The organism is Lachnoclostridium phytofermentans ISDg (genome assembly GCF_000018685.1).
GTDB classification, from domain to species: Bacteria; Bacillota; Clostridia; order Lachnospirales; family Lachnospiraceae; genus Lachnoclostridium; species Lachnoclostridium phytofermentans.
In genome coordinates this window covers 2,547,774-2,567,284 of the sequence record NC_010001.1, presented here as the reverse complement: position 1 = coordinate 2,567,284, position 19,511 = coordinate 2,547,774, and the positions used below count along the sequence as shown (strand labels likewise).

At 33.7% G+C, this 19,511-nt stretch carries 16 protein-coding genes, 1 pseudogene and 1 other annotated feature; of the genes and pseudogenes, 3 read left to right on the top strand and 14 right to left on the bottom strand.

Annotated elements, in window-relative coordinates; genetic code table 11:
* Positions 1-195: 195 nt before the first annotated feature.
* From CPHY_RS10755 to CPHY_RS10710, 10 genes are all read right to left on the bottom strand, one after another.
* The gene (locus CPHY_RS10755; RefSeq protein ID WP_012200102.1) at positions 196-1,020 is read right to left on the bottom strand and encodes an N-acetylmuramoyl-L-alanine amidase family protein; all 825 of its coding nucleotides are present in this window, start codon (positions 1,018-1,020) and stop codon (positions 196-198) included.
* Positions 1,021-1,183: 163 nt separating this feature from the next.
* Positions 1,184-3,874 carry an ABC transporter permease gene (locus CPHY_RS10750; RefSeq protein ID WP_012200101.1) on the bottom strand — a complete coding sequence of 897 codons (2,691 nt, stop codon included), beginning with the start codon at positions 3,872-3,874 and terminating at the stop codon, positions 1,184-1,186.
* Complete coding sequence (locus CPHY_RS10745) at positions 3,871-4,554, bottom strand: ABC transporter ATP-binding protein (protein WP_012200100.1); 684 nt, start codon at positions 4,552-4,554, stop codon at positions 3,871-3,873. Before CPHY_RS10745 ends, CPHY_RS10750 begins: the two co-directional genes overlap by 4 nt.
* A 242-nt stretch (positions 4,555-4,796) precedes the next feature.
* Positions 4,797-5,804, bottom strand: a complete 1,008-nt coding sequence (locus tag CPHY_RS10740) for a sensor histidine kinase (RefSeq protein WP_012200099.1) — start codon at positions 5,802-5,804, stop codon at positions 4,797-4,799.
* Positions 5,804-6,475, bottom strand: coding sequence for a response regulator transcription factor (locus CPHY_RS10735; protein WP_012200098.1), 672 nt, complete (start codon positions 6,473-6,475; stop codon positions 5,804-5,806). The genes CPHY_RS10740 and CPHY_RS10735 overlap by 1 nt, the downstream gene beginning before the upstream one ends.
* A 271-nt stretch (positions 6,476-6,746) precedes the next feature.
* Positions 6,747-7,916 (bottom strand): amidohydrolase, encoded by a 1,170-nt coding sequence (locus tag CPHY_RS10730; RefSeq protein ID WP_012200097.1) that lies wholly within the window; start codon positions 7,914-7,916, stop codon positions 6,747-6,749.
* Positions 7,917-7,995: 79 nt separating this feature from the next.
* Complete coding sequence (locus CPHY_RS10725; RefSeq protein WP_012200096.1) at positions 7,996-8,703, bottom strand: HAD family hydrolase; 708 nt, start codon at positions 8,701-8,703, stop codon at positions 7,996-7,998.
* A gap of 64 nt (positions 8,704-8,767) precedes the next feature.
* Positions 8,768-9,274 (bottom strand): flavin reductase, encoded by a 507-nt coding sequence (locus CPHY_RS10720; protein ID WP_012200095.1) that lies wholly within the window; start codon positions 9,272-9,274, stop codon positions 8,768-8,770.
* Between the two features lie 387 nt (positions 9,275-9,661).
* Positions 9,662-10,237, bottom strand: a complete 576-nt coding sequence (locus tag CPHY_RS10715) for a phosphatase PAP2 family protein (RefSeq protein WP_012200094.1) — start codon at positions 10,235-10,237, stop codon at positions 9,662-9,664.
* Positions 10,227-10,565, bottom strand: a complete 339-nt coding sequence (locus tag CPHY_RS10710; protein WP_012200093.1) for a PadR family transcriptional regulator — start codon at positions 10,563-10,565, stop codon at positions 10,227-10,229. The genes CPHY_RS10715 and CPHY_RS10710 overlap by 11 nt, the downstream gene beginning before the upstream one ends.
* A gap of 190 nt (positions 10,566-10,755) precedes the next feature.
* On the opposite strand from CPHY_RS10710, the gene CPHY_RS10705 reads away from it, so the two are divergent.
* The 3 genes from CPHY_RS10705 (at position 10,756) to CPHY_RS10695 (ending at position 13,940) form a co-directional block, all read left to right on the top strand.
* Complete coding sequence (locus tag CPHY_RS10705; RefSeq protein WP_012200092.1) at positions 10,756-11,544, top strand: P-loop NTPase family protein; 789 nt, start codon at positions 10,756-10,758, stop codon at positions 11,542-11,544.
* 107 nt (positions 11,545-11,651) lie between these two features.
* Positions 11,652-12,038, top strand: a complete 387-nt coding sequence (locus tag CPHY_RS10700; protein WP_012200091.1) for a BlaI/MecI/CopY family transcriptional regulator — start codon at positions 11,652-11,654, stop codon at positions 12,036-12,038.
* Positions 12,039-12,041: 3 nt separating this feature from the next.
* On the top strand, positions 12,042-13,940 hold the full coding sequence (locus tag CPHY_RS10695; RefSeq protein ID WP_012200090.1) for a M56 family metallopeptidase: 1,899 nt from the start codon (positions 12,042-12,044) through the stop codon (positions 13,938-13,940).
* Positions 13,941-14,106: 166 nt separating this feature from the next.
* Here the strand turns inward: CPHY_RS10695 and CPHY_RS10690 are convergent, their stop codons facing one another.
* The 4 genes and pseudogenes from CPHY_RS10690 to CPHY_RS10670 form a co-directional block, all read right to left on the bottom strand.
* Positions 14,107-15,477, bottom strand: a complete 1,371-nt coding sequence (locus CPHY_RS10690) for a glycine--tRNA ligase (protein ID WP_012200089.1) — start codon at positions 15,475-15,477, stop codon at positions 14,107-14,109.
* A gap of 110 nt (positions 15,478-15,587) precedes the next feature.
* Positions 15,588-15,872: a binding site (T-box leader), on the bottom strand.
* A 170-nt stretch (positions 15,873-16,042) separates the two neighbouring features.
* Positions 16,043-16,468 (bottom strand): PH domain-containing protein, encoded by a 426-nt coding sequence (locus CPHY_RS10685; protein ID WP_012200088.1) that lies wholly within the window; start codon positions 16,466-16,468, stop codon positions 16,043-16,045.
* A 48-nt stretch (positions 16,469-16,516) separates the two neighbouring features.
* A pseudogene (locus CPHY_RS22660) lies at positions 16,517-17,911 on the bottom strand (MutS-related protein).
* A gap of 554 nt (positions 17,912-18,465) precedes the next feature.
* Positions 18,466-19,332 carry an ABC transporter permease gene (locus CPHY_RS10670; RefSeq protein WP_012200085.1) on the bottom strand — a complete coding sequence of 289 codons (867 nt, stop codon included), beginning with the start codon at positions 19,330-19,332 and terminating at the stop codon, positions 18,466-18,468.
* Between the last annotated feature and the right edge of the window lie 179 nt (positions 19,333-19,511).

Here is a 19,511-nt window from a genome sequence, read left to right as displayed (position 1 = left end):
GTAAGAAAACCCAAATAATACCAATAAATTAAATTCATACGTTCTATTCCTTATAGAGATTATAAATATGTGAATATCTCTACAGTAATAAAAAAATCTGTTGCAAAATGTATATTCAATCTCATTTTGCAACAGATTCTATCTATTATTTTTAATATTATTACTTATAAATTGCTAAAATTTTTTCTTTACAAATTATTTCTTAATCAATCCATAAAATTTTGCAATACCTTCTGCATCCGCTTTCGCAAGTGCTTTTAAAGCATCATCGCTATCAATATAACTCTTATCGTTACTATGATCCATAAAACAGTGCTCTACAATGATTCCTGGAATGTCTCGATTGGCACAATGTCTGTTAATTGCATAGTAATCGAGAGGTTTTCCTTTCTCATCAAACGTATCATTACTGTTTCTTGTTACTGTACCATGATTTTTTAATCCAAGTCCTTCTAATTCAGTAAGGATAGATTCAGCAAGCAATTTAGATACATTAGTTACATTATCACGATGTGATATAAATACCATAGAGCCATTTTGATTGTGCGCATCAGAAGCATTAAAGTGTAAACTTACAAGGGCATCTGCATTCGCATCTTTTGCTATCTGTGCTCTTAGCTCTAAATCTTCCTTTACATCATTGGACAAAGTAACATCCTCAGTACGGGTGAGCACAATTTGAACACCGTCATAATTTTCTTCTAAGTATTCCTTCACATAGTTTGCAACTTTTAGTGTTAAATCCTTCTCGTTTCTTCCATCATAAGATGCGCCTCCAAAAACACCACCATGTCCTGGATCTAATACTAAAATAACATCTTCTGCTAAGTCGCCTTCTGGTAAGTTTCCTGGGTTAGTTCCTTCCTCACCTTTTTGGTTATTGCCATCTTCAGTTCCATTTCCGTTACTTTGATTTTGGTCATTTGGATTTACTTTCTCCGGTTCCCCTGAAGACTTTGAACAGCCTACTAGCATAACAAATACCATGCACACTGCCAACATCTTTAGTATTTTTTTCATGCTTTCCCTCCAACTCTATCAAAAGACTGGCAGCGCCTTCTATATAAATAACCGTTTGGGCTACTCTTTTGATTCTTAATATTTCATTCCATAACGCTACTTAGAATATCATATTTTACTTACACTCGCAAGAAAGAACTATTAAATTATATCTTAATATTTCTTAAAGATTTTCATTCTTGAGAGCATCAATAATATTCTCTTTTCTTAACTTTTGCATTGCATAGAACATCGTTAGAAAAACTACCAAAAATACACATAAAATAGATATTACAATACTGGATATCGGAAGATAAAAAGCAACATTTAATCCATTATTAATACTACGATAGATAAAGTACGTAACTAAGATGGCAACAGGTATCCCAAAGAAAATTGCTTTTAATCCATACATGAGACATTCATAGTTCATCATCTTATAAAAACCTCTTTTTGACATACCTACAGATTTTAACATAGCAAATTCTCTTCTTCTTAAGTTAATATTCGTTGATATTGTATTAAATACATTCGCTACTGAGATAAATGAGATTAATGCAATGAAACCATAAGAGAAAACCTGAATCATTGAAACTACGGAACGTTTATTTTCTATATTTGCAGCAGTATCATCAAGATAATCACTACTATAACCTAATTCATCTAGAGTTTTTTGCATGGAATCAAATGCTTTCTTATGATCTGTAGTTTTAAAGTAGAAGTCACCATAGTTATCATTAAGTTTCTCTCCAAGTACGCTTTCATAAGCACTTTCTGGATATAGTAAAACAATGTTCTCTCCTGATGTGATTCCAAGGGGAGTTTTATTCGTTCGATCACCAATAAATAACGTTCTATATTGATACGCTTCTTCCTCTGACAACCTCAATACTTCCAAGGATGTATCTTCCAATGGCTCGTAGATAAAGTAACGCTCCCCTTCCTCGTTGTATTCAGTATAAGAAAGATCATATCCATTTATCGATTTCAAATCTTTTAATTCAACTTGGATTTCTCCTTCTTTTAACATATCGAAGGTATAGAACTTTTGATCTGTCTCATTATAGGTTCGTTTATAATCAATTGCTATTGCTAATGGATTATTTATATCCATATATCGCTTTACATCAAGTTGATTGTCTGTTAAAAAGTCTTTATATTCTTCATCTGTTAGAAAAACAATATCAGTTCTTTCTTCAAAGCTCTTTCTATCTGGATTAGCCTTAACTTCATCGTTATTGATCTTATAGTCATAATATTTTTTATTTAAATTGTCCGCAGAAATTTCACTAATGTAATATCTTGCAATATGAAAGCTTGAATCAATCACTTCAGGAATACTTGATAATGCATTAAAAATATCGTTCTTAGATTTTTCAGTAATTTCACCGACATTATAGTATCGTATATCATAATTTACGTTAAAGTAAACGTCACCGACACTCTTTTGAAGATAACTGCAAAAACTACTAGCTGAAACAAAGATAACAATACTTAGAAATAAGGATATGATGGTTGCACGATATCTTTTCTTATTTCGTTTAAAGTACTTATTAGCGATCATTCCTTCCAAACCAAAGAGACGGTAAGTTAATTTTGAAGTTTTTACTTTATTAGCCCTTACTTTAATATCAGTGGTTTGTCGAATGCTTTCTATCGCAGATACCCTCATAGCTCTTTTTACAGGAATGTAAGCGGATATTAAGACAGTCACAACTCCTACAACTAAAGCAATCAAAATAGTGATTGGCGAAAAAGATAAGGTTAAAGGTATGCTACTTTCATTCAATAGAGAGTTTAAAGAAGCCGTCATTATATTTTTTGTTAATTTTAATGTGATATCAATTCCAAGTAATCCACATGCAATACCAAGTGGTACTCCGATTAGGCTTAGTGCGAAAGCTTCAAACAATACGCTTTTCTTAAGCTGACGTTTGGTCGCTCCAATCGACTTCATTAATCCAAACTGTTTTGTTCGTTCACTAATTGAGATAGAAAAGGCATTATAAATTAGTGCAATTGAAGCAAGCATGATAATGATAATAAGGATTGTTCCTAAACTATACAAAACAACATTATATTTATTTTCATTTGATGATCCTGTAAGTCTTAATAGGTCATAATTAAAACTTGTCTTATTATCTGGAAAATTTGCAGACGTAAAATCATATATGTGTTCCGCTTTATTCATTCTAAGATAAATTGTAGAATAATCTGTTACGTTATCTAAAACTGTAAGTGCAGTATAACCGGGAGCCGAATATGATTCAAAAGAAGGATTTTCATAAAAACCTACCACCGTATAGGTCTTCTCCGTTGTAATCTTTAATTCTTCCCCTCCATCTCCTTCTAATACAAATGAATCCCTTTGATTTAGAATTTTTCCATCTTGATATCTTGTTCCAAGTTGCAGTGTAACAGTATCCCCAAGCTCATATTCTATTCCACCTATTCTTATAAGATGAAAGGGAAGAATAATTTCTGTATTATTCTTTGGAAGATGCCCTTTTTTTACATTAACAGGCAACATAGAAAGGAAATTATCATCGATACCTTGAACATATAAGTAAGGTTTTGTATCATTTCTTACTGTTTCAAGAGGGGAATATCCAATTTCCTCTGTAATGCTGATACGATCTATTTCTGAAGATTGTTTTATATTATCTATTTGTTCTTTCGAAACACTGTAGACCGCACCATGCCAATTTCCATTGTTCTCAACCACAGTCTGAACTAGGTAGGTCTGTACGCTTGTAATTAAGGAAGCTACCGCAGTAATCATGGCTGCAGATAGTATAATTCCGATGATTGTTACAATCGTTCGTGTTTTGTTTTTAATCAGAGTTTTAATCGTATATTTCTGAAAGATATTCATCGACGAATCACCTCGTCTCTCGTGATTTTTCCGTCTCCGATTGCGATGATTCGATCTGCTTGAAGTGCTATATTCTCATCATGAGTGATGACTAACAAGGTCTGATTGTACTTTTTATTTGATAACTTTAGCAATTCGATGATTTCTTGACTGTTTTTTGAATCTAAATTACCAGTTGGTTCATCTGCTAATACGATAGAAGGTGCATTCATTAATGCTCTTCCAATCGACACTCTTTGTTGCTGACCTCCAGATAACTGATTTGGCAAATGACCTTCCCTGCCGTTTAAATTTAGAACGGTAAGAAGCTCTGATAATCTGTCTTCGTTTACTTTTCTGCCATCCATAAGCACCGGAAGTGTTATATTTTCAACCACATTCATTACTGGTATCAAGTTATAGAATTGATAGATTAACCCGACTTCTCTCCTACGAAAGATTGCCAACTGCTCTTCCGTTTGATTGTAAACATCCTTTCCATTTACAAACACTTTTCCCTGCGATGGTTGGTCTACACCACCAATCATATGCAGCAACGTTGATTTACCAGAACCGGAAGGCCCTATAATAGCAACAAACTCACCTTGGTTTACTCGAAAGGAAACGCCGTCTAAGGCATTCACTTTATTATTTCCTTCTCCATATGTTTTTGTTAGATTATCAACACGTAATATTTCCACTTATACCAATCCCTCAACTTTCCTGTTTTTAGCATTTACAACTTTGATATTTTGTGAGCCTCACTTAGTTTCATATAGGTAGCATACTTAACTTCAAATTAGCAACTCACTAAGTCTCATAAAAAGCAACTCACTAAGTTTCACTATAATCAGTACACTTAACTTCACATAAGCAGCTCACTTAGATTACTATAACAGGATAGAATGACAGTACGATGACTGCGAAGTGACAGTTCTGTCACTTAGAGTACTCCTTTATAAAAACGAATGGTAAATTTAGCACCGCAATCGATTCCATTCTCCACTTTTACAGTACCATTTTGTTCTTGAATGATTTTTCGAGCTAAAGATAAACCAATTCCAATGCTATCAGAACTAGAATTTTTCCCTTTATAAAAACGTTCAAATAAATGTGGTATATCCTCTAACTCAATTCCTGGTCCGTTATCTTCTATTATGATTTCTGTATAAATTCCTGTTTCTTTTGCTGTTACCATCAACTTTCCGCCAACTTCGGTATGTTCCATGCAGTTTTTTAGTATATTAGAGATTGCCTCCATTGACCAAGAGATATCTCCAACATAACGTACAGCCCCTTCTTCTTGATAGCAAAACTCTTGACCCTTTAATTCCATTGGAATTGCAATTAAATTATAAGCTTTCTGTACAACGCTTTTAACGAGTATTTCATCCTTTGAAAAAATTGCCGTTCCAGCATCTAACTTTGAGAGCTTTAATAAAGAATTTACCAACCAATCGATACGAGAAGTCAGACGATTTAACTCCCTGCTTAACTGGAGTCTTCTATCTTCTGAGAGTTCCGGTTCATTTAAAAATGAACTGATTAAATTGATAGAGGTTAATGGTGTTCTTAGCTGATGAGAAATATCAGCAATAGAATCGGAAAGTTGAATTTTTTCTGATATTAGTGCTTCGTTTTGTTCTCTGAGGCGAATTGTCATTTTCTTTATTTCATTTTGTAAGATAGATAGTTCTCCTTCGTTAAAATCGTTAAAATCTACTTTATCATTTCCATGAAGTACTTCATCAATCATCATGCTTAGTTCTTTCAATTTAAGGTAACGCTTCTTCGTAATATAAAGAAAGAGAAGGAGAAAGATTAGACTTATGATAATAACAGGAAGAACTGCTACTGGTGTTATAATCCATGTCAAAGCTATTGCTATTACTATGACAATAAGGTATTGAAGAATTGCTTCTTTTACTTCACGATTTCTTGTTAACATCATTAATTACCTACCTTATATCCGAGTCCTCGAACGGTTTTTATAATCGTTGGCTCCTGAGGGTTATCCTCAATTTTCTCCCGTAAACGCTTCACATAAACCGTAAGTGTGTTATCATTTACAAAGTCACCCGCAATATCCCAGATTTCTTCTAATAATTTGTTTCTTGAAATTACTGTACCACGATTTGATAAAAAAACTAACAGTAGGCGATATTCAAGTGCCGATAAAAAGATTTCATTCCCTTGCTTTAATACGAGACCTTTTTCCGTGTCTACTTGAATACCTTCTATCTCAATGACAGATTGTACCTTCCCGCAACGTCGTAACACACTCTTTATTCTTGAAAGCAATTCCCTTGGACGAAATGGTTTACTAATATAATCGTCAGCACCCATATCAAGTCCTGCTACGACACTAAATTCATCTCCTGACGCTGTAACAAAGATGACGGGAGTATCCCCCATGCTCTTTATCGCTTTGCAGACGGCAAATCCATTACCATCTTTTAGCGAGATATCAAGTAATATGATATCATATACTTCCTGTTTTAAAAGCATTAGTGCATCCTTCTGGCCATTTACAGCTGAAACTATATATCCTTCCGATTGTAAAAATTCTGTTAGATTATTGACTATAAAAGGGTCATCTTCGACTAATAGTATTCGATTCATCTTTATCACTCCCTAATAAATTCTTATTCTTTACACATATAGTACAATATCTAGATAAGCTTGTCTATTTTTTCCTAACTTTACTAATTCATCTGATGTAAAATTCTACGAAAAAAGAAATAGAACGTTATGTAAACGTTTCTTTGTTATAAACTACGAAAAATCCACTCTACTAATTTTAGTAGTAAAGTGGATTTTTGTTATTTCTACATTCATTTTATATGCTATTGGTTAACTAGAATTTGAGTATGAATTAAATAACTTTCAATCATTATAAGTAATTCTCTGTTCTATCAATCTCATTACCATCGATAAATGTGTATAGAACTGAAGTCATGGAATCCATGATATCACCATCTGTGATGACAATATCAGCATCCTTACCTACTTCAAGAGAGCCGACACGGTCTTCAATACCGATATGTTTTGCAGGATTAATGGTTATTGCTTGTAGTGCTGCAAATGGCTCCATTCCTGATTTTACAGCTAAACCAGCACATAACGACAAGTAATGTTGAGGAATAACAGGACTATCTGTAATAATGGATACCTGCAAACCAGCCTTCGCTAAGATACCAGGAGTTTCGAATGTCTTATTGCGGAGCTCATATTTGGTTGCATGACCAAAGGAAGGTCCAACTGCTACTGGATAACCATCTTTTTGTAATTCTTCTGATATAAGATGGCCTTCTGTACAATGTTCGATTGTCAATCTTAAATCGAACTCTTTTGCAATTCGGATTGCTGTAAAGATGTCGTCAGAACGATGAGCATGTGCTTTTAAAGGGATGTCACGATTTAAAACTGGTAAAAGAGCTTCTAGTTTCGCATCATAGCTAGGCTTTTTAAAGATATCTTCTCCAGCTGCAACTAGCTTTGCTTGATATTCCTTCGCTTTATTTAGCATTTCTCTAAGTTTAGAGGCTGTGGACATTCTAGAATAGTTGTTCTTATCTTTATAGACTCTCTTTGGATTTTCTCCAAAAGCACACTTCATAGCAACCTTTTCTTTTACTACCATGCGATCTACACGATTGCCAGTCATCTTAATCGCAGTAAATGTTCCACCAAGTACATTAGAACTTCCTGGTCCCGTTGCAGCACAGGTCACTCCACCAAGGGCTGCTTTCTTAAGAGTAACATCCATAGGATTAATACCATCGATCGCATTTAAATGCGGAGTTAAAATGTCATTCATCTCGTTGTAATCTTGGCCTTCAAATCCTATACCATAACCATCAAGACCGATGTGGGAATGTGCTTCAACTAAACCCGGGTACACAAAAAGACCTAATGCATCAATGACTTTCATTTCCTTCGTTTCAGTAATCTGCTCTTCTATTTTTAATATCTTACCATTCTCGACTAGGATATCAGCCTGAAAAGGCATAATTTCAGTACTATTGTAAATGGTTCCATTTTTAATTAGTAATTGACTCATCTTTCACTCCATTTCTTCGGTAAAAAAGCCTTTCGTTCATAACAGAAAGGTAGATAATAACCGAACTATCTGTATAGATTTATAAAAGTTTATCTACTACTTCTTCTAAAGTTCCATGAGTGAATTCATTCACATCATAATTATTCTGATTCTCAAGATTAGTAGTAACGAGACCCGTAGTAATGCCTAATTTTCCTGACACCATATCTTCTAAGGTGTTATTTCCAATCATGACACATTCTTCTGGCAACTTATCAATAGCTTTTAAGATATCCAGATAATATCCTAGACTTGGTTTACAATAGCTACTATTTTCAAATGTTGTAACGTAATAAAAATCATCAAGAGATAACTGTACCCAAGATAATCTAGTGGCCACCGCTTCTCTAGGAAATACAGGATTTGTTGCCAATACCAACTGATAACCTTTGGACTTAAGCCTATCAATAAGTGCTCTGTGGTTAATAACGCCTGTTACAACTTCTTTAACAGCATCAAATTCATTCTGATAAAAATCTAAAAACACCTCTTCTAATAACTCGCGTTTCGTTTGAAGCAAGCCTTCAAATACTTCCCAGAAAGCGACCTCATTCGTTTTCGTTCCATCATTATGAATCATTGCTTCCATACCAGTCCAGATTGCTTTTATTAATGCGTCTTTTTCAAATCCCATAGGAATTAGTTTGATAGCGAGGCGTTTAAAATAACTGTGGATGAATTCCTCTTGATCAAATGGTAACAACGTCCCATCCAAATCAAATAATACTGTGGTAATTTTCTCTGTCATTCCTTATACTCTCCTTCTTATGCAAGTTATGCTAATGTATCTATCATTGTCAAAGTGATCTATATTAACCTTTACGGTAAGCTTTCACAATTTCTCCCACATAAACCGTATGGTAATCCTGATTCGGGTAACTTGTATCTGGAATCATCATATCAAGGAAATTTTGTTTCTTAATCTCATCTACATAAACTTTTTTACAAACAAGGACAAGTTCTGCCTCTTCAAATGATACTGTCTCATCAAGAAACATGGGGGTAAGGCCTGTTTCCTTTGCTTTGTCATAATCTCTACCACTTTTACTTCCGCAAAAAGCTAATGCATCTCTTCGCTCAGTTCCAAAGAAGCTCATAGTAAAGTATTCTTCCTTATCAACGAACTGTTTCGTATATCTTTGTGGACGAACTACAGAGATTGCAGTATTTTTGCCCCAGATAACCCCTAAAAAGCCCCAGGATGCTGTCATCATGTTATATCCGTCTTCATCACCAGCAGTTATTAAGAACCACTCTTCTCCTATCTTTTGAAACGGATTCATATCTTCTTTTAGTAGATCAATTTCTTGAAAACTCATACTATAACCTCCATTCTAACGCTTAAGCGCCATATCACTTAGAAAACAAATTTGTGTTTTTGTTGTCATGTGGCAAACAAATTTTTTCACATTTATCTCCAAAATTTTATTATATAAAAACTATGATACCCTACATTTTACCATGAGGCAATCCTTTTTATGATAATTTTAAGGAATGGATCGTTTAACAATATCAATAAAATCCTTTTCATAAACATGAAAAAGCACGCTTTGCGGACTTTTCCTTGTATGTATAATTAGTGCCATGTCATTAAATTTAAGGCACGGCACATTTCATTTATTCAGGGATTTCAATAAATCGTCGAAGATATTAAATGCTGCAACAGTAAACATTTTGTCTGGTAAAGATAATGTAGAAGCTTTCCTCTATCTTCTTTTAAATGCTTCAATAATGGCGTTACAAATTAATGCTATTCCTTCACCAATCACCACACCAGCAACGCAACCGATTACGGTGTCAATCCATCCACCGTCTAAAAATGTATGCCAACCGCCACTTACCGAATAGCCAACAATAGCTCCTATTGCAAGGCCAATGATTGTAAATCCACCATGTAATAGGCCAATCACTTCATAATCACGCGGGTCACGATTTTCATAATACTGACGATATCGTTCGTGTAAGTCGGTATGAATGTCGGATACACCGGAAGCTGCTAATTCCACTTTTGCCTTTTCATAGGCTTCTTGCTCGGTCAGGCCTTTTGACATTAAGTCGTTCATGTAATCACTCATGTAAAGGATCATGTCGTTTTGCGCGTCAATTGCCTGGGAAGAGCTTCCCTTGAAACGAGCCAGTTTCGCTCCGATTTTATGTTTGGTTTTAGTAGTCTTTCTACGTAGTTTCTCCAAGTAGGTCATCTCGGCTTCTTCAAGATAAATCTGCGACTGCTCTTTCGCAAACTGATTGATTTTTTGCTGTGTTTCATGGCTAAAACTCATGATTTTCCCCTCCATTTTTTAAAATATCCATGCGCTCGTTTAAAAAGTTCCATCTAGCCCAAAAGGATAAGAGTTCGTTCTGTCCTCGCTGATTCAGGGTGTAAAACTTTCGTGGTGGTCCGAGTTCCGATGGCTTTTTCTCAATATGAACCCACCGATTTTTTTCAAGACGAACAAGTAAGGCGTAGACTGTTCCTTCTGCAATCCCCTCGAAACCAAGACTACTGAGTTGTTTTACAATCTCATACCCATAGATTTCACCACGATTGATGATCTCAAGTACAATTCCCTCTAATACCCCTTTGAGCATCTCGCTCAAATTTTCCATCTCATCACCTCGTAATTATAGTACTAAACAACACTAAGTACCACTACATAATATTACTGAGTAGCGGTTTTGTCAATAGGGGTAATGAAAGTATTTTCGTTGAATGAGTAACCCTGCTTATGCTATAATCATTGAAATGTTAAACGGCACGGAGGATGCCAGTTAACCGCATTTATCCAAAGGAGAAAAAATGAAAAACATTATTTTTATTGAAGGAGTATCTGGGGTCGGTAAATCGACTACTGTACATAAACTGAGTGATAAATTACGCAGTCTTGGCTATTCAGTAAAAAGTCATGTTGAGGGAGATCCAACCAGCCCCCTTGATTTGTGTTGGGCGGCTTACTTCACAATACCCGAATATGAAAACCTTTTGATTGTATATCCGACATTTGCTGAGGAACTATCTAAAAACATCATATATAGAGATGATTATATTCTGCTTCGGTATCAAGTGGAGTGTACACCGCTATATTCTTCAGAACTTCATGCTAAATTACATAAACATGAATTTTGTTACAATCCTGTAAATACAGTACCATTATCTAAATTCACCGAAGTGTTTACGAATCTTTGGAAAGAGTTCGCTTATAATGGTGTTAGTGAGAACGATTATGTCATCTTTGACGCTTCACTTGTCGGACATATAACAAACGATCTAATTCGTAATTACAACGCATCGGAAGCTGAATTAGTGGAGCACATAGAAACATTGCTTCATATTATTCGTTCTATGAACCCAATTATTTTTTATCTGTCCTCTGATAATGTTTGTGAACGTTTAATAAAAGCGCGTGACAGCCGTAAACAAACGCCTCCTGATAACGGGCGAATTGAGTTTTGGGAGAAACGTAAACAGATAGATTTGTCTGTGCTCTCACAATTATCGGTTCAATCCCAAATTATTGATATTACGAATGAAGATTGGGATTCTGCAATTTCATACATAGCTTCGCAAGTTACAAATACGTATTGCTAAAATGTAGGATCTATTTGGTTTTTCATTTAAAATATCAATTTGAGTATTGACAATCATCTCCTACAAATGTAATATATTGGTATAATACATTTGTAGGAGATGATACTATGGTTAAAAAAATTGACAAATTACCTGATACAGAATTAGAAATAATGAAAGTAATTTGGAATAATGAAACACCTATATCAACAGCACAATTGAAAAAATATTTAGATGAAAAAAGGCCATGGAATGTGAGCGCCTTACAAACGTTACTTAATAGATTAATCAATAGAGGATTCCTAAAAAGCTATAAACAAGCAAAACATCGATATTATGAAGTTTTAATTGAGAAACAAGATTATATAGCAAGGGAAAATGGATACTTTTTGGAAAAGTTAAATGGAAATTCAATCACAAGATTTGTAACCAGCCTATATGAAAGCAATGCAATTACGAATAAAGACTTAGAAGAATTAGCCTTATTTATAGAAGAAAAATCTAGGGGGATATAAACTATGTGTGAGAATCTTTTTAGTTCCATAATTGAGATTTCTTTATCCTCTTCCATCATTATCCTCACCTTATTACTTATTACACCCTTTATTAAAAAGAGGTATGTAGCGAAATGGAGATATATACTATGGCTAATTCTCACAATACGTCTTATAATTCCATTTAACTTTACTCTTCCGAATACGCCTGTCAAACTGGTTATCCCCTCTAATACACTCCCCTCTAATACACTCCCCTCTAATACACTCTCAACTAATCAGCCAATAAATAATCAAAATATCATATCACTAACAGATTTGGCTGAAGAAACCCGTATACAAAAGACATCAGAAAGAATTCATAGTTACTCATTAACAAAAATCCTCTCTTCTATATGGCTGATAGGAGCAGTATTATTTATTTTTCGAATAATTATTATATATAGCATTTTTCATAAAAAAATGGTAAGAAACAGTGATATTGTCACAAATGATAATATCTTACTAATATTTAACCAACTATGTGTTGAGTTAAATATAAAAAAACCTAGAATTCGCCTAACTAACAATCTATGTAGCCCTATGATGTATGGTTTCATAAGGCCTACTTTATTCTTATCTGATAAAAATATTACAAAATATGATTTAGAAGTGATTTTAAGACATGAACTTATTCATTATAAAAGGCATGATCTTTTGTTTAAACTCCTACTCACTCTTGCAAATGCAATTCATTGGTTCAATCCATTTGTATATCTTATGGTTAAGTCTGCTCATAAAGATATAGAGTTTTCTTGTGATGATGAAGTTATTAAAAATTTTGATATGGCATACAAAAAACTCTATAGTCAAGCTATTTTAAACTCATTAAAAGAAGATCTAAATAAAGATGTAGTTCTATCCACGCAATTTAAAGGGGGGAAGAAAATGATGAAACAAAGATTTTCTAACATATTGAACACTACTAAAAAACGAAAAGGTAAAATTTCACTGTGTTTCATTACTTTATGCATTATGATCAGTGGATTACTTATTGCCTGTACACAAACTAACACGAATGAAAAAGAACCTGAAAAGAATATAAGTAATAATCAGCCAGTTAATAATACAGCAATTGAGAATCCTCAACAAGAAGATGAACTTGTAAAAGAGAACACCGTACGCAACGTTCTATATGAATATGATGTACTTGGTTTTTCAATTGAACTTCCTGCAGAATGGAATGACAAAATAGGAATAAATGTGAATTATGTGGAGACTTGTCCGGATGGCGGTGCCAGAATCGAAGTTTATCACAAAGCAATAAGAGAAGCTTCCCCTGATCAAGGTACTTTGTTCTATATTGATCGGTGGCTTGGAACATGGACAGAAACTGCTCCTCCTCTGCAAGATGGTCAAAGTAGTATAGTCTTGCAAACGAAAAAATATACCTATATGCTTCGCACACCAATAGATTCGCAATATAACGAGAATGATAGTGAGATGGTATCTTCTTATAAATCAATGTTTTCCCAAATTGATACGATTAAATCAAGTGTTAAAGAGCTAAATCCCCGTCCATCTTCACCAAATGCAGGTTATCAATCAGAAGCTGAGTTTTTGAGCAGTCCAGATGGCGTACAGTTTAGAGTAACCGCATTTGGGGCAGCAAGGGGAGTATTAACTGGAGATGCAAATGAACTAAAAAAATATTTGATTAACCCGAGTGATGCAATAAAGTTAGTAAATAGCTTTTCTGATTATCAAGTAGATTTAATTAGATTTGAGTGCCAATTTATTTTGGATGCTATAAAGTCAGATGATAAAATAGTAACTTCCTACTTATTTACACCAGTTGGAAAGGACGTAAATAAGTATGTATCTATGGAATTAAAAAAAGTGAATGGTGAATGGTTGGTCGATTGGCTTGGTGCTGAACAATAATTTATAGACTAATAAAAGGTATATGTAAGGAAAAGTTTTATCCAAGCATATACCTTTTCATTGTAATCCAGTAATTATAACTATTAGTAATCCTGATTATATAAGATAATTTACACTGACAACATCCGCTTTTTTCATGCTTCTGTATAACCCCTGCCCATTATACCTATATTTCTAACATCACTCTTAATTCCTCAAGAACATTTTCTAAAGCAACAACCTTTTGCTCCATGGTATCTCTATCCCTAATAGTGATAAGCCCCTTCTCTAATGTCTCATCGTCTATTGTAACTGCATATGGTGTTCCGATGGCATCACCTCTACGATAGCGTTTTCCAATGGTTCCTGATTCGTCATAACTAGCCATCATGTGTTTACGTAGTAACTGATAAACCTCCGTTGCTTTCTCACCGTGACGATTCTTGATCAGTGGTAGCACATTTACTTTGACTGGTGAAAGAATTTTTGAAATCTTAAGTACTAATCTGCTGTCATTCTCGTTAATCTTCTCTTCTACTAAGGATTCGAATAAAATCGCAAGTATGATTCTATCGAGTCCATAGGTGGATTCAATGATATAGGGTATAATTTTCTCCTTACTGTTTTCATCAAAATATTCTAAGTTTACTTTAGAAAACTCTTGATGTCTTTTTAAATCAAAATCCGTGCGGTTGTGAGTTCCATTGATTTCACCCCAGCCAAAAGGGAATAAATATTCGATGTCACACGCTGCTTTTGCGTAATGGGCCAACTTTTCATGGTCACGGAATCTAAGGTGGTTATTGTCTATACCTAAGTATTCAAAGAAGGATATTCCGTAATCTTTAAAATATTGATAAAGCTCATCATCGGAGCCTTTTTTACAAAAAGTCTGATATTCCATTTGTTCAAATTCTATTGTTCGAAAGGTAAAGCTTCCCGGTGTAATCTCATTACGAAACGCTTTACCAATCTGACCTATGCTGAATGGAAGCTTTGCTCTCATACTACGCATTACATTCAGATAGTTAACGTATTCACCCTGTGCATTTTCTGGACGTAAATATATAGTACTGGAACTATCTTCTGTAACACCTCGTTTGGTTGCAAACATCAGATTGAACTGACGGATATCAGTATAGTTACTAGCCCCACAGACAGGGCAAGGAATTTTTTGCTCTTGAATATAGTTTGACATTTCTAATTGTGTCATAGTATCAACATTTAAGTCTTTCTTATAGTTTTGAATCAAACTATCAGCTCGATGTCTTGTTTTGCAATGTTTACAATCAAGCAAAGGATCAGTAAAACTAGATAAATGTCCACTAGCTTCCCAAACTCTAGGATTCATAAGAATATCAGAATCTAGTTCATAGCTATTATCCCTATTCTGAATAAAGTAATATCGCCAAGCGTCTTTAATGTTATTCTTAAGTCTGGTACCTAAAGGACCATAATCCCAAGTATTTGCTAAACCTCCGTAAATCTCACTACCTTGAAAGATAAATCCGTACTGATTACAGTATGCAACCATTTGTTCCATTGAAAACTTACTCATAATAAACCTCCTTTTAAATAAAATTTTGTGATGTAGATAGCCTTAGAAGATATTTAATTAGTTAACGCGAGCGAATTTTTAGGAAATAAAAAAAGCCCTAAGCTATCATAGCTTAGGGCGAATATAATCCGCGGTACCACCTAAATTCAGATATTTACAAGTAAATCAGTTACTGGTTTATCTTGCTTAATCTGCACTTTATCAGCACGAGAAAGTGTATCATCTTTATGCTGTTCCCGAAGATAACGGTGGGATTCCGATGGTATCTACTAAGGAATTTCCTGTTCAATCCATAGCTCAAAGGCGCCTTTTATATCACCATCTTAAGAATTCGCACCAACCATTCTCTCTCTGAAATCAAGTGAATATATAATATTCCTTATCAACGCTGTTTTGATTTGAAATTATCTGAAAGTTTAGCACTAACTTTGATAGCTGTCAACTAATTTTTACTATAACTTTTAGACTAATTTTTACTATAACTTTTAGACACTAATATTTTATTATTACTTTTTGACTGCTTTTTCATTATAACTCTTTTCTATGATATTTCAGAGTAAATTTCCTATTTTATCACAGGAACTTTTTGAATAAGCTTTGTATAAAAATCATTGGTATCTTGATTACTTTTTTGGTTAAATACCAAGTATGATCCACCCAGTATCTTAATAACAATACAGTTAGTGGATGCCTCAGTTATGGCTAATTTATAATCACCGAATCTATCATTATGGAAATTGCCACTTTTAATTTGAAACGTTCCAACACCAAATGATCTACGTCCATAATCAATATTGTCACAGAGCTCAACACTTTCAACATTATCATAACTTACTTTTTCATCAAACAAAAACGCGGTTACTACAATACTATCCTCTAATAGTTCTGCCTTAATTCCCTTTTTCCCTATTATAACGAAGGCAATGAGTACAAAAGCAAGGATAACAATAGCAATTATTACTCGAATTAACCCAATTTTATTTTTATTCATATTTCATTCTCCATATTATTTAAGATTCATGATAATAACATATTGCTTCTAATACCAACCGCCGGTCCCTTTATAGAGCTGTATTCTATCTACTGAATTTTGAATTAGTTCTTTTGAAAATCCCATGATTTCTAATAACTTAATAGCATTTCCAGAGGTACATACACCAGCTTTGATTTTATAATCAAAATGGAGCTCATTATCTGTAATTGTCTCTTTAAAATGCATGTTTTGATAGGAGTCACCTAATAATTTGGTGAGTTCAGTGTCATGTGTTGCAGCGAAACACAATACATGATACTGTAAAAGTTCTTTTAAAACTTCGGTTGAGGCTGCGATACGTTCTAATGTATTCGTTCCTTTTAAAACTTCATCAATAAAACAGAGTACTCTATTCCCTTCCTTAGCTCTATCAAAAATTCATTTCAAAGCTTTGATTTCTGCCATATAATAGCTCTCATGTTGTTCTAAATCATCTTTTAATGAAATCGATGTATGTATATGATAAAAATTAGTTTCGAAACGCGTTGCGTGTACCGTATAAATCGTCTGGGCTAACAAAGCATTAATTCCTAAAGTACGTAAAAATGTTGACTTTCCAGAAGCATTTGTACCTGTGAACAAAGTGCTTCTTGTTCCTGTAAAATCATTAGCTACAGCAGTATTAATCAGAGGATGATAAATATCCGTAGTAACAATACTTAAGGTATCAGTAAAATTAGGGGTACAAAAATACAACTGATTTTTTCGATATTTTGCTATTGCTACCATACTATCTAAAAAACCTACGATTTGATAGATAAGAATTAATTCTTTGTAAGAGGCTTTTAACTTTTTTATGTAGCTGTTATAAAGAAAAATATCAATATGAGTTAATATTCTTAAGTAGTCAGAAACTATATCCATATCTGAGGCAAAAGATGTTACGCCAGAGCTAATGGCTCTAATCGTAATCTTAAATTGCTTGCATAGCTTTTGACTAACTTTTATCTTATTAAAATAACAGGATAAATTTGTATCAGTCATTTGACTAAGTTCTTTAGCAGCCATTAGCATATTACCAACGATTCGAACGAGTGGTAAGTCGCTTTCCATTGCTGCTCTATCTTTAAAATATGTTACTAAACTTAAAATAATAGCGATCAAGCACAGAAGTATACCTATAGTCCTGTTATAGAAAATTAACGCGACTGAGATAAAAAGAAATATTGCACTAATTATATGAGGCCATTTATTCGGTGTCTTTAACTCTTCGCAGTTTAGCAAATAATCATATAAAGACCTACTACAACTTTTACCAATAACGGAAAGGCTATACTGAAGTTTTGTTCTTAAATAACTTGAATTAGTTAAAATCTCGATGACGCGGTTTCGCTCGGTTAATTCATCCTCTTCAAAAAGTGGCTTGTGCAGTAGCTCATATAAATAACTTTCGCCTGCCATGGATGAAGTAAAATTCATCTTAAGAAAGACTTTATCCATTTCAAGATCACACCAGGTAAGTTCATCGATACTGTTTTTATTTGCAATATAAGTCTTATACTCTTCTCGAAGTATTTCCAAATCTGTACTGCTGTTATCTTTTGGAGAGATATTTTCCCAAGCTTCTTGTATGTGTATTAATATTAAATTTCTCTTCCTCTTTCGCTTATGTATGCTCCATAAAACTAAGATAGTAATAGCTAATATAATAAGTATAGTCACGTGTCACTCCCCCTTTATTACTACTTCATCATAATGACTTGTTATATGACAAGCCATTATGATAAGTCATATGACAAGTAATAAGATTATATCCGATAAGGCATAGGAATCAGCATTGAACAGATCTATAGAAAGATAAAGTGACCCAATATATGCCACCATAAAATGCAGATTGTATCTACAGATATGTCTTCATCCTATATTTAATATAATTTTATTTTACCATATTATGGGGCGTGGTGACAAATTTATTTAATTCTTACATTTCGCTAGTTAGTCTCAATTATTATTAATTATCTTCGATAAGATAATTTTAGTATGATAAGAAACATGCAGAAAAACAATATTATAATGCAAAACTGCTCTTTTCCAACGAACACTGCGTTATTCCACTTAATATTTACACCAAAGACGTCAAACAGTTTCTTACACAAACTATTCATTTGAGAGCCTTCCAAGCTTTTGGAGAAATCTTTAAGATACATTTGCCTCATCATACTAGTAAGGTGTGTCTGCGGATAAAATATTAATACCTTCTTTAAGAACCCTGGGTACATATGATAGGGCAAATACGCTCCTGCTAAGAAACCTGAGATCATTCCATATAGATTTCCGAAAGTCGAAAATGTAGTACTATCTTTTACTAACTTCATAAAACATAATAATAGTTGGGAGTTTATTATGGAGGTAGTAATAACAAGGATAACTACTTGAGCGAGTGCGATATAATCCATTGGATTATCATAGCGAATATAAAAGTAACATTCTGCACATATCACCGTAAATAATGTAAAAAAACCAGAAACCAACACACTTGATAATAAGTAACCTAATATAATTTTAAATTCTGTAATAGGAGCAATAAGAAAATCTTTACGTATTCCAGTAGAAGCGTCTTCCACACATAATTGCATAATACCAAAACAAGTTGTCGTATTCAGTACAATCATCAAACCACCAACCATCATGCGATCGGTAAACTCTTCTGCTAATATTCTTGATAAGCCATACGCAACAACAGAGTTTAGTATAAAATCCCTAAGGAATATTACATACAACCCCATAACAATGAATATCGATGCAAAACTAAGCATAACATTTCTTTTATTTGATCGAAACAAGGTAATATTTCTATCTATAAGAATTTCTAATTCCCTCATTTCTTACCTCCTTATAAAATCCTTTGATATCTCCTCCTTGTTTGTATATGTGTTTTTTTCGGTATAAAAGCCAGAACACAGCTTTTTTACTATAGGGAACTTATTATCACGTTTCGATAACATGTAATTATGTAACTTCATACATGTCATTTATCTAACTTCATACACGATAATTTAAG